The sequence below is a fragment of the Nocardia neocaledoniensis genome (assembly GCF_029868625.1).
Classification (GTDB): Bacteria; Actinomycetota; Actinomycetes; order Mycobacteriales; family Mycobacteriaceae; genus Nocardia; species Nocardia neocaledoniensis_A.
In genome coordinates, this window is record NZ_JARWOJ010000080.1 from 1 (window position 1) to 12,105 (window position 12,105).

Below are 12,105 nucleotides of genomic sequence, written 5' to 3' on the forward strand. Positions count from 1 at the left end.
CCCGCCCCCCCGGGGGGGGCGGGGGGCCCCCCACACTCCCCCCCGCTGGTTGTTGCGGGGGGGGGGCCCCCCGGGGGCGCCCGGGGGGGGCCGCGCGCACGACGTGATGGGTGTTTCGGACAGGGTGGGGTTCGACATGGACGTCTCCATCGGGTCAGTGGGTGGCGGTCCGGGTGCGCAGGGTGCTGCCGGTGATGACCACCAGTGCGGCGGCCGCGACGAGCGCACCGGCCAGTGCCGGTGCGACGGGACCGAATTCGAGATGCGCGCCGGTGGCGGTGAGTCCGGCGGCGACCGCGCCGGCTTTGGCGAAGAATTCGAGTGAGCCGAACATGCGCCCGGCCCGGTGCCGGCGGGCGCAGTGCGCGGCGAGCGTGTTGCGCCCGAGCAGACACAGCGTGAGCCCGACCCCGAGCAGCAGGCGGACGACCACGAACCCGGTGAGGCTCTCGGCCCACAGGTGGGCGGCCGAACCCACGGCGAGGCAGGCGAATCCGAGCCCCGCCAGCCCCGAGCTGCCCAGCCGCACGACCCGGTGAGCCGTGGTCGCGGTGGCGAGATAGACGAGGTGGGGTACGGCGAAGAGCACGCCGACGACGAGGGCGGAAACCTCGGGCAGGCGTTGTTCGACCAGCGCCTGCAGGTAGGGGAACGAGACCACGGTGGCGAACACGACGCCGAACTCGAGCGCGAACAGCGCCCGGAGCGAGCCGGTTCCGCCGTCGGTGCCCTCGGCCGGTGCCCGTGTCGCGGCGTCGGCCTCGGCGGCCGGTTGCGGCAACAAGGCCAACACCAGCGCCGCGGCGAGGGGCAGCACCGCCAGCACGAGGTATTGCCGATGCGGTGTCACCCAGGGCGTGAGCGCCCCCACGGCGATGGGCGCGACGACCAGGGCGGCACGGGCGCTGCCCTGGAGCACGGTCAGTGCCCGGGCGAGCGCCGGTCCGCGCAGCGCGGACCCGAGATACCCGCTGGACGCGGCGAAGGTGCCGCCGAGCACGCCCTGCACGACCAGCGCGGCGGCGAACATCAGCAGCGAATCGGCCCAGCCCGCCAGCAGGAACGCGAGGGTGAGGCCGAGCTGGGCCCGCAGGAGCAGCCGTTTGTGGCCGTAGCGATCGGCGAGCCTGCCCCACAGCGGGGCGCCGAGACCGCCGAACACGGTCGGCACGACATAGAGCACCCCGGCCCAGCGCGCCGTCGGGTCACCCAGTTCGGGCAGGATCACCGTGAGATACGGGGGCAGCCCGAGCGCGGCGAAGGACGCGACGAAATAGCAACCCGCGACGGCGTACAGCGGGCGTCCGTTCGCCGTCTCGGCCCCGGGTTCCGACGCCACCGACGGGGACGACGGCGCTCGGGTCACCGCGACGCTCCGTCGCGCAGGTAGTTGGGTCCGCTCGTGTAGTACTTGTTGACGTCCACGGCGCCACTGCGCTGCTTGCTGAACAAGGTGCCCGCGCTGACCATCGCCTTCACCGGCAGTGCCCGCGCCCGCAGCACATCGGCGCGCAGCCGGTCGGCTTCCGGGCCGTCCAGCCGGCCGAGTGCCTGCTCGAGCCGGGTGCGGATCGTGTCGAGCAGGTCGGCCAGCGGTGCTGTCATCAGCTCGGCGAGGGCGAACGCGAACGCGCCGGCGCACAGGTGCACGGTGATCGTGGTGAACAGGTCGGTCAGTGGCCGGTCGTCGTCGACAGTGATCCGGGGATCGGCGAAGGTCACCGGTTCGTCGCCGAGTGTGCGCCGCAGGCGGGTGGTGTGTACGCGCGGTGTGTCGTTGTCCTTGAACAACAGTCGCATGGTGGGGCCGTCGCCGGCGTCGAAGACGAGCGAGATGTTCTGCTGATGCGATTCCAGCGCGATGCCGTAGCCGAACAGCGTCACCTGCCAGTCGAAAAGGAGTTCCAGCCAGGCGTCGAACAGGGCGACGACATCACCGCCGTAGAACCGGTCGGCCAGGTGGCAGATCACCGGGCGGCCGTCGTGGGCGCGACTGAGCAGCGCCGCCATGGGCACGACGAGACAGCCGTGCGCCTGCGGCGGTTCGCGGCGGCACAGCACGGCGAGCAATTCGTGCGCGGCGTGGGCGTAGACGCTCTCGTCCATCAGCAGCACGCGGTCACGTAAGCGGGCTTCCCTGGCCAGCACCGTTGTCAGCAGTCGCTGGCAGAGGGCGCCGTCGGACAGTGTCCTCGGCCGGATGGTCCGGATATTGCGCAGGCCGAGGGTCGCGGTGGCCAACGGCAACTTGAGATGGGTGCCGGGTGCGTCGAGGCAGGCGACGGTCCGCATCGACAGCGTCGGCACCACCTCCAGGTACTCGTCGTCGAGCAGGACGGCGCGGTCGGCGATGCCCAGCGAGTGGATCGCCGCCTCCAGGGGCGCGCCGGCACTGAGCGGATGGACCGGCAGCAGCACGTGGGTCTCCGACAGGTGCTTCGCGCCGAGCCGTTCGGGCGTCGGCCAGAACGCGGGCAGCGCGAGCGTACCCACGATGGTGACCCGCTCCACCGGAACGGCGAGCCAGCGGAGCCGGAAGGACGGATGGAATTCCGGTGCGTAGGAGCGCAACTGCGCGGTGGACAACCCGCTGCGGGCGCGCGCGGCCGGGTAGACGGGGTGGTCGTGCCGGGCGGCGAGCGTGTCGAAGCCGAGGCCCGCCGTTCCGGTCCACCGCTCGAGCTGACACCCGTAGGCGGCGATCAGGCGCGCGGTCACGCCGCCACGGGTCGCCGTGTGCAGGCGCATCGTCGTCAGCGCGCTCGCGCACTCGACGGCGAAATCCTCGAAACCGGCCCGATCACGGGGGTCGGCGAGCTCGGCGAAAGCCGCGATGACGTCGGCGACCGTGTCGAGGCGCGCGCCGTCCGGCTCGCGCAGCAACTCCGGGCGGCGCACGGTGTGCGCGCACAGGAAGCCGTCGGGCTCCACGGGCAGGCACAGGGCGACCGGCCCGTCGGCGGTGACCTGGTCCAGGCGCAGCCAGACGCCGTCCGCCCTGGTCTCGGCGATCGAGCGGGTGCGCAGGCCGCACACGTCCTCGCGCAGGAGCGCCGTGAGCACGCGCCGCACCAGCGCGGATTCGTCCCCGTCGGGCAGGACGGCGAGAACGCCGGGCCCGCGAGGCGTGTGCTGTGTCATGCGCGCACGTCCCAGTGCTGTGCGGCGAGGAACCGGTCGGCGACACGGTCGACGGCGGCGGCGTCGGGCCCGACGGTGCGCAGCACGCCGAGGTAGTCGCGGTTGGTGTGGGTGAGTTGGTGCCTGCTACCGATCTCGCGCAAGGGCCGATAGGTCAGGTCGACGCCGTCGACGACCTCGGTGCGCGGGCCCGGCGCGGCGCGCAGGACGCCGGAGTCGGTGGCCCGGATGTGATCGACTCGACCGCCCGTGCCGGTGCGGCCTTCCTGGCCATCGGCGAGCGGCTCGCCGAGATGGACACGGAGCACCTGCTCGAACAGGTCGATCCCGAGGATGTCGCGCAGCGTGAGATCGCACTGGTCACCGATCGTGCGATAGTTCACCTCGATCAGCCGCGCACGACCCTGCTCGACCACGAATTCGGTGTGGCAGGCGCCGAATCCGACACCGAGCGCGTCGAGCTGGTCGGTCACCTGGGCGAGCACGGCCCGCGGGTGCGCGGCGACGAAGGTGTGGCGTACCTCGATGAACAGCGGCGGCGGGGTGAGTGTCGTGCGGAACCCGCCGAGCACGCGTCGCCGCCGTCCGTCGCCGAGCGTCTCCACCGTGCACAGCTGTCCGGGCAGGAATTCCTCGATCAGCAGCGGCACCCGGGGCCTTCGCTGCCGGATGTGCTTGCCGCGCAACACCAATTCCTCGATGTCGGTGACGAGATACACGTCCTCGCTGGCCACGCCTTCGCGTGGCTTGATCACACACGGCATCGGCGCGTCGAGGGTGGCCAGCGATGCCGGGTCCTGCAGTGGACCGAGCTCGGCCGACCACACCCCGCCCAGTCCGGCGGCCGCCAGCGCACGCCGCATCTCGGCCTTGTTGTTCACCCGCAGCGTCGTGCGCCAGTCCTTGCCGGGCAGCCCGAAATACGCCGCGGCGACGGCGGCCGGGGTCTGCAGGTGGTCGCTGTTGGTGAAGATCGCGGCGGGCGCGGGACCCGCGGCGATCGCGGCGATCACCGCCTCGGGAGCGCGCACATCGCAGGGGATCGCGGCGACCCCGGGGTGGCGCCGCCGGTGCGGCTCGGGATCATCGGTGAGGATCGTGACGTCGAGTCCGAGCGCGGCGGCGGCGGGCAGATATCCGTCCGACACCGAGTCGGTGGGATTCAACGCGAGCAGATAGAGCTGCACGGCAAGGCCTTTCGTGTGGTTCGGGAGCGGATCTACTCGGCGGGCAGTGCCACGCCCGTGGCCGCGGCGATGTCGGCGAGCATGCGCCGCGCCGCCTGGACGCCGATGCCCGACATCCAGGTCTCGTCGGGAACCTCGTAGACCTTGCCGTCGCGCACGGCGCGCAGGTCCTGCCAGACCGGGCCGCTGGTGATCGCGTTCTTCGGGGTCTTGCCCGGATCGTCGATCGTGGCGACGAAGATCAGATCGGCGTCGGCCCGGTCGATCTCCTCGGGGCTCACCTCGGTCATCGTCTTCTTGGGATCGGTGGAGGTCTGCGACGCGGGCCGGCTCAGGCCGACATCGGCCAGGACGACACCGCTGAACGAGGTGTTCTGGTACAGGCGGGTCGGTCCGGCGAGGAACCGCACGACCGACGCGGTGGGCGCGACACCGTTGCGCGAGGCCTTGATGGCGTCTCCGAGTGCCCGCGCCCTGTCCTCGTACTTGCGCAGTGCGGTCGCGGCGGCGTCGTCACGGCCGAGGGCCGCCGCGTGCACCGCGAGGTTGGCCTTCCACGGCCCGCCGGTGGTCTCGGTGAGCACCGTCGGCGCGATGCCGCTGAGCTTGTCGTAGATCTTGTCGTGGCGAATCCGGGAGGACAGGATCAGGTCGGGGCGCAGCGCCGCGATGCGTTCGAGGTTGGGCTCGAGCAGCGGCCCCACGTCGCTGACCTCGCCGAGCCCGGCCTTCAGGTAGTCGGGGAATCCGCCCGCGGTCTTGGTGTGGGGCACGACGGCGCCGACCGGGGTGATGCCGAGCAGGGTGACCGAATCCAGTTCGGCGGTGTCGAGGACGACGACCCGTTTCGGCGCGGCGGGGATCGTCACCGGGCCCTTGGCGGTCTCCAGGGTTCGGGGAAACGTTGCCGATTCCCCGGCCGATGTCGCGGAATCGACTGCGGCGGTGTCGGTTCCGCACCCGACGAGCGCCGAGAGCGCGATCACCGCTCCCGCGGTGGCGGCGCCGAGCCGTCGGGATCCGCGCAGGCGGACACGTCGAAGGGACATGGTGGTCCTCATTTCTCAGGGAGCGGACGCGACGGAGCCCGGAATTGGGTGTCGCGCATGAACTGTCCGAGTCAGGCCCGGGCAGTGGTGGAAGCACGCCGGGCGCCGGTATGTCGCGCGTCGCCGGCGGGGAAGCGAGTGGACAGCGAATTCCCGGTGAATCCGTGCGCGACCGCTCGCACCGGGTCGAGAACCCGGGTACGAGGCGATGCGCTGGTCACTGTCATGGGGGCAGAGCTTAGGTAAGCGGTACCTAAGTTTGTCAACGGCGAGCGCGTGCGAGGTGCCCGCTACCGGGCCTGGGATATCTGCCGGATGATCTGCAACGATGCCGTTTTGTACAGGTGAACGAAAGTGTGCCGACGGAGGCAACCCGCAGGTGCGGGCGCCCGCGGTGGGTCCGAGAGGGCGGATCTCACGGGACTCGGGGTGTGGTGGTGCGGTGTTTCAGATTTGCCGCCCGGTGGATCAAACGTGACGATCGTCATGCGAGCGTCCAGCAAACAGCATCCGCGTCGCCGGCTCAGTCCGGTGACGCGCTCGGGAACAGCGCCCTGACCCCGGGACTCGCGGTGTGCCGGAGGAAATCGCTGTCGGCCGTGCGTTCGGCGGCACCGGCGTCGACCGACATGCTGATCGATTCGGCGATCCGGTACGGGCGGCTCTCCAGCGTGGAACCGACGACGCGGCGCAGGCGGGAGATCTCGGCGCGGACCGCGACCGCGTGGTCCGGATCGCCGTAGAGGGCCTCGCTGAGTTGGCGCACCGTCATGCCGCGGCGGCCGTGCAGGTGCAGGAGCAGCAGGATCTCCGCGTGCCGCGCGGACAGCGCACTGCGCCAACCGGATTCGCCACCGAGCACGCTGAGGGTCGGCGTCCCCGACAGGTCGAGCTCCCAGCGCGTGCCGCGAGAACGGGTGTCCGGGCGCAGGATCCAGCCGTCGGCGAGCTGTTCGGCCACGCACGTACCGAGCCCGGGGACGGTGATCGCACGATCGGCTCGCGGCACCGCGACCCGGCGGGTGGCGGCCACGCCCACCGCGTGCGCGACCCAGCCGTGCTCGTCGACGACCAGAGCCGGTCCGGTCACCGCCGCGAGCGCGGGACCCGCCGCCGAGCGGAGCCGGTCGAGCCGTTGCTCGTGATGGCGCCACAACTGGGACTCCGCGAGCCGGACGCCGGTGGCCACCAGCGCGGTGATCGCGGGATGCAGGGTCAGGGCGGGACCGCTGATGTCGACGATGCCGAGCAGCTCGCCGGTGCGTGGATCGTGGATCGGCGCCGCCGTGCAGTACCAGGGGTGCTGGAACTGCTCGAAGTGCTCGCCGGAGAACAACTGCACCGGACCGGCCTCGGTGAGCGCGGTGCCGATCGCGTTCGTGCCGACCGCGTCCTCGGTCCAACGCGCGCCTTCGCGGAAACCCAGCGAATCCGCGCGGTGCCGCACCTTCGCCGAGCCGTACCGCCACAGCACGACACCCTCGGCGTCGGCCACCACCAGCATCAGCTGGGAGGAGGTGTCGGCCAGGCAGGCGACCGCCTGGGTCAGATCCTCGATCACCGCCGTGAGCATCGACTCGCGCCGCCGTCGCTCGACATCGGCCACCCCGAGCACCGAGCGGGTCCGCGGCTGGTCGGGGACCAGGCCCGCCGCCAGTACCCGCGTCCAGGAGCGGGCGACGAGCGGGCGCGGGCGCAGCGGTGAGCGGCCACCGGCGATCACCGCGTCGTGCATGCGGATCAGCTCGCGCGCGTAGCCGGAGAGGTCGGTGCCGGGCTCGACCGCGCTGAAATCGCCCACGATCCACCCTTCATCCGTTCCGTCTCCCGAGCACGCGGCGCGTTGCAACGCACTGCAACGATTGTGCCACCTCCCGGTCATGGCGTGTGCTCTAGGTCACAGATCGTGAAGGAGGATTCGATGACCCAGACACTCGATCCCGTCGTGCGCGGATCGGACGCGGCCGGACCGCAACAGCGCGTGGACGCCTGGTTGGCGGCGTTCGAGGCGGCGCTGGCCGCGCGCGATATCGACGCCGCGGCAGGCATGTTCGCCACCGACAGCTTCTGGCGCGATCTGATCGCGTTCACCTGGAACATCAAGACCGTCGAGGGCAGGGCCGGCGTCGCCGACATGCTCACCGCGCAACTCGACGAGACCGACCCGTCCGGATTCCACACCACCGAACCGCCGACCGAGGACGACGGCGTGATCAGCGCGTGGATCGGGTTCGAGACCGGGGTCGGGCGCGGCGTCGGGCACCTGCGGCTCACCGACGAGGGCGCGTGGACGCTGCTGACCACGATGCAGGAACTCAAAGGCTACGAGGAGGGCAAAGGTCCACGGCGACCCAAGGGTGTGCGGCACGGCGCCGATCGCGATCGGGTGACCTGGTCTGAGCAGCGGGAACGCGAGGAGAACGAGCTCGGCTACAGCCGTCAGCCGTACGTGCTCGTCGTCGGCGGCGGGCAGGGCGGCATCGCCCTGGGCGCGCGGATGCGCCAGCTCGGGGTGCCCGCGCTCGTGGTCGACAAGCACGACCGGCCCGGTGACCAGTGGCGCAAGCGGTACAAGTCGCTGTGCCTGCACGACCCGGTCTGGTACGACCACCTGCCGTATCTGCCGTTCCCCGACAACTGGCCGATCTTCGCGCCCAAGGACAAGATCGGCGACTGGCTGGAGATGTACACGAAGGTGATGGAGGTGCCGTACTGGTCCAAGACCACCTGCACCTCGGCCCGCTACGACGAGGCGAGTGGGAGCTGGACCGTCGAGGTCGAGCGCGACGGTGCACCGGTGGTGCTGCGGCCGCGGCACCTGGTGCTCGCGACGGGGATGTCGGGTAAGCCGAACGTCCCGGACTTCCCCGGGATGGACCGGTTCCGGGGCGATCAGCACCACTCCAGCCGGCATCCCGGACCGGATCGATACGCGGGCAAGCGCGCGGTGGTGATCGGGGCGAACAACTCCGCGCACGACATCTGCGCGGCGCTGTGGGAGGCGGGCGCGCAGGTCACCATGGTGCAGCGGTCCTCGACGCACATCGTCAAATCGGATTCGCTGATGGAGATCGGTCTCGGCGATCTGTATTCGGAGCGGGCGCTGGCCGCCGGAATGACCACGCAGAAGGCCGATCTCACCTTCGCCTCGCTGCCGTACCGGATCATGCACGAGTTCCAGATCCCGGTCTACGACGCCATCCGCGAGCGCGACGCCGACTTCTACGCGCGTCTCGAACGCGCCGGATTCGAGCTCGACTGGGGCGACGACGGCTCGGGACTGTTCATGAAGTACCTGCGCCGTGGCTCGGGCTACTACATCGATGTGGGCGCCGCCGAACTCGTCGCCAACGGCGATATCGCGTTGGCGCACGGGCAGGTTCGCGAACTCACCGAGGACAGCGTGATCCTCGCCGACGGCACCGAGCTGCCCGCCGACCTCGTCGTCTACGCGACCGGCTACGGCTCGATGAACGGCTGGGCCGCCGATCTCATCGGCCAGGACGTCGCCGACGCGGTGGGCAAGTGCTGGGGCTTCGGCTCCGGCACCACCAAGGATCCCGGGCCGTGGGAGGGCGAACTGCGCAACATGTGGAAGCCCACCCAGCAACCCGGCCTGTGGTTCCACGGCGGCAACCTGCACCAGTCCCGCCACTACTCGCTGTATCTGGCATTGCAGCTCAAGGCCAGATACGAGGGTGTCCCGACACCGGTCTACGGCAAGCAGGAGGTCCACCATCTGAGCTGACGATCGCGGGCGGAGCTGGCCACCTTCACATGGTCGGCCGGCTCCGTGTCGTTCGGTTGCCCAGAATCCGTAGATCTTTCGTTCCCCGGCGGGGCGGGCGCCGAATCATAGCTTCTGGTGCAGTGCCTGACCACGGGCGCCGCCGCGGCACGGGGGCCGCGGCGATCGGGCACCACCCGGCAGCGTGGCCGGGCCGAGAAAGGCGCGCGGAGATGCCGAGCGATGTCGTCGATGTGTCGGTGGAATTCCCGGTCTCGCGCCGGGCGCTGTGGGACATCCTGCTGGATCCGCAGAGCTACCCCCGCCTGTGGACCGGGATCGGGGCCTGCGAGCGGCTGCTGCAACCCGACGGCGTCACCCTCTGGCAGGTACGGATCGGCGACGCGGCCATCGGCGTCCGGCACACGGATCTGGCGCTGACGGTCGGGCGCTGGTACGAGAGTTTCGAGCTGCACAACCCGGAATCCGGTGGCTTCGCGCTGATCCGGCTCACCGGCGACGAACAGCGCACCCGGGTGAACGTCACCGTGTTCGCGGCGCCGCGGCTGCACCCCGCGCTGGCGGCGACCACCAACGCCGCGGTCGTCGGCTGGGTCGAGCAGGGGCTGGGCCGGGCCGTCGACATCGTGCGCGGCGCGCGGACCTCGCTGGTGTCCAACGGGGCACGCGCGCCGATCCGGCGCAAGTCCGAACTGGTCCGCTGGTGCCTGCAGTCCGGGCTGATCGCGCCGCCGTTGACCTCGGCTCGCCAGTTGCGCTCGCTCTATCGCTGGGGCTTCAACCTCGCCGGCGGCTACGCGGCAGGCGCCGCGCACAGCCCCGAGCAACTGGCGCTGATCGACGACGCGAGCACCGCCACCTTCCGGGAGACCGACAAGCGCACCACCGCACTGGCAGGCGCGATGTACGAGGTCGGCATCCGCGCGGGCGACGCCGTCGGGCTGCTGGCCGGAAACCACTGCGGCATGGTCGAAACCATGGTCGCGGCGGGCAAACTCGGCGTGGACGTGGCCCTGCTCAACGCCGGGCTCTCCGGGCGCCGGATCGAGGACATCGTGCAGCGTCACCGGCTCTCCGCGCTGTTCGTCGACACCGGTCTCACCCACCTCGTGCGCTACCTGCACGGCGGGCTGCCCCGCTTCCTCACCGACGATCTCCCCGCCGACCCGGCCCGGATCACGATCGAGGACCTGATCGCGATGGGCCGCACGAGCTTCCCCGAACCGACGACCCCCGGCCGCCAGATCGTGCTGACATCGGGCACCAGCGGCACCCCGAAGGGCGCCCGGCGCCCGCACCCGAAGGGCTTCGACACCCTCGTCGCGCTGCTGTCGCGGATCCCGATCCGGGTCGGCAGCACGATGATGATCCCGGCGCCGCTGTTCCACACCTGGGGACTGTCGGCCCTGCAACTGAGCACCGCGGTGCGCGCCACCGTCGTGCTCGCGCAGGGCTTCGACGCCGAGGACGCGCTGCGCCGCATCGCCGAGCACCGGGTGCACACCCTCATCGCCGTGCCGACCATGGTGCAGCGACTGATCGACGTGCCGGCGGCCGTGCGGGCCCGCTACGACCTGAGCAGCCTGCGGCAGGTGATCAGCTGCGGTGCGCCGCTGGCGGCGATCACCGTCGACCGGTTCCTGCACGACTACGGCGACATCCTCTACAACCTCTACGGCTCCACGGAGGTGTCCTGGGCGAGCGTGGCCGGACCCGAGGACCTGCGCGCCGCGCCGACCACGGCCGGCCGCCCGCCGCTGGGGACCCGGCTCGCGATTCTCGGCCCCGATCGCGCTCCGGTGCCGGTCGGGGTGGTCGGGCGCATCTTCGTGGGCAACCACATGCTGTTCGACGGCTACGTCAGCGACGCGCCGCCCGAGGAAGCCGACGGCATGCTCGACACCGGTGACCTCGGCTACCTCGACGCCGAGGGCAGGCTCTTCGTGGCGGGCCGCGACGACGAGATGATCATCTCCGGCGGCGAGAACGTCTTCCCGCGCCCGGTCGAGGAGGCGATCGCCTACCTGCCCCAGGTCACCGACGTGGCGGTGGTCGGGGTGCCCGATCGCGAATTCGGGCAGCGGTTGGCCGCGTTCCTGGTCAAGAGCGAGAACTCCGGGCTCGATCCGGAGATGGTGCGGACCTATATCCGGAACCGGCTCAGCCGCTTCTCGGTCCCGCGCGATGTCACCTTCCTCAGCGCGCTGCCGCGCGGGGAGACCGGCAAGGTGCTCAAACGCCTGCTGATCGACCAGGAGGGCCTGGCGGGCTGACCCTCCTCGCTATCCGGCATCGCGCCTGTTGAAGCAGGCCGGTGGCAGCGGTCCGCAAACCTGCAGCTATGTTATTTACGGATGGTGGGTTCGGTGCGGTAGTGAAGGGGTCGGGATGGCGGCGCTGGGCACGGTGGCGGTGCGCACGGGTGGGCAACGGCGCGAAGCGTTCTCGGAGCGGCGGTTCGAGCGGTTCGTGGCGCTCGTCGACGGGTTGTCGCCGGAGTCGCTCCGGATCCTGATCGGATTCGCCGATCGATTGCGCGCCGTCGAGGGTGTCGGCATCGACCCGCTGGTCGAGTAGCGACCAGGCGGTATAGCTGTAACGCATCGTAGCGGTTACCTTGTGCGGTACTGCCGGTACCACTAAACTGGGGGCAGCACTGTTCTAGGAGGCATCGATGACGCTGTCCACCGTGAAGAAGCCGGGTACGCCCGGCTACGCCGAGGTCCTGCGCACCCTGTCCGAGGGGTCCGTCACCAAACATTTCGATCCGTATGTCGATATCGACTGGGATTCGCCGGAGTTCGCCGTACACAGCGACGATCCGCGCTGGATCATGCCGGAGGAGGACCCGCTGGGCCGTCATCCCTGGTACAAGGCGCAGCCGGTGGAGCGGCAGATCGCGATGGGGATGTGGCGCCAGGCCGGGATCGCGAAGGTGGGCCTGGATTTCGAGCAGCTGCTGATCCGTGGGTTGATGCAG

The 12,105-nt window shown here is 70.7% G+C and carries 9 protein-coding genes; 4 read left to right on the top strand and 5 right to left on the bottom strand.

The window, feature by feature from the left end:
* Nucleotides 1-154 precede the first annotated feature (154 nt).
* From QH270_RS05205 to QH270_RS05225, 5 genes are all read right to left on the bottom strand, one after another.
* Nucleotides 155-1,366 carry an MFS transporter gene (locus tag QH270_RS05205; protein ID WP_280339192.1) on the bottom strand — a complete coding sequence of 404 codons (1,212 nt, stop codon included), beginning with the start codon at nucleotides 1,364-1,366 and terminating at the stop codon, nucleotides 155-157.
* Nucleotides 1,363-3,141, bottom strand: coding sequence for an IucA/IucC family protein (locus QH270_RS05210; RefSeq protein ID WP_280339193.1), 1,779 nt, complete (start codon nucleotides 3,139-3,141; stop codon nucleotides 1,363-1,365). The genes QH270_RS05205 and QH270_RS05210 overlap by 4 nt, the downstream gene beginning before the upstream one ends.
* Nucleotides 3,138-4,328 carry an ATP-grasp domain-containing protein gene (locus QH270_RS05215; RefSeq protein ID WP_280339195.1) on the bottom strand — a complete coding sequence of 397 codons (1,191 nt, stop codon included), beginning with the start codon at nucleotides 4,326-4,328 and terminating at the stop codon, nucleotides 3,138-3,140. Before QH270_RS05215 ends, QH270_RS05210 begins: the two co-directional genes overlap by 4 nt.
* A 32-nt stretch (nucleotides 4,329-4,360) precedes the next feature.
* Complete coding sequence (locus QH270_RS05220; protein WP_280339196.1) at nucleotides 4,361-5,377, bottom strand: ABC transporter substrate-binding protein; 1,017 nt, start codon at nucleotides 5,375-5,377, stop codon at nucleotides 4,361-4,363.
* Between the two features lie 523 nt (nucleotides 5,378-5,900).
* On the bottom strand, nucleotides 5,901-7,178 hold the full coding sequence (locus QH270_RS05225) for a GAF domain-containing protein (protein ID WP_280339198.1): 1,278 nt from the start codon (nucleotides 7,176-7,178) through the stop codon (nucleotides 5,901-5,903).
* Between the two features lie 120 nt (nucleotides 7,179-7,298).
* Here QH270_RS05225 and QH270_RS05230 point away from each other — a divergent pair, with 120 nt between their 5' ends.
* The 4 genes from QH270_RS05230 to QH270_RS05245 form a co-directional block, all read left to right on the top strand.
* Nucleotides 7,299-9,125 carry a flavin-containing monooxygenase gene (locus QH270_RS05230; RefSeq protein ID WP_280339200.1) on the top strand — a complete coding sequence of 609 codons (1,827 nt, stop codon included), beginning with the start codon at nucleotides 7,299-7,301 and terminating at the stop codon, nucleotides 9,123-9,125.
* Nucleotides 9,126-9,337: 212 nt separating this feature from the next.
* Nucleotides 9,338-11,398: an AMP-binding protein gene (locus QH270_RS05235; protein ID WP_280339203.1), complete on the top strand. Its 2,061-nt coding sequence runs from the start codon at nucleotides 9,338-9,340 to the stop codon at nucleotides 11,396-11,398.
* A 115-nt stretch (nucleotides 11,399-11,513) separates the two neighbouring features.
* Nucleotides 11,514-11,702 (top strand): hypothetical protein, encoded by a 189-nt coding sequence (locus tag QH270_RS05240; RefSeq protein ID WP_280339205.1) that lies wholly within the window; start codon nucleotides 11,514-11,516, stop codon nucleotides 11,700-11,702.
* A 97-nt stretch (nucleotides 11,703-11,799) separates the two neighbouring features.
* A partial coding sequence (locus QH270_RS05245; protein WP_280339207.1) for a diiron oxygenase occupies nucleotides 11,800-12,105 on the top strand: 306 nt, incomplete at its 3' end.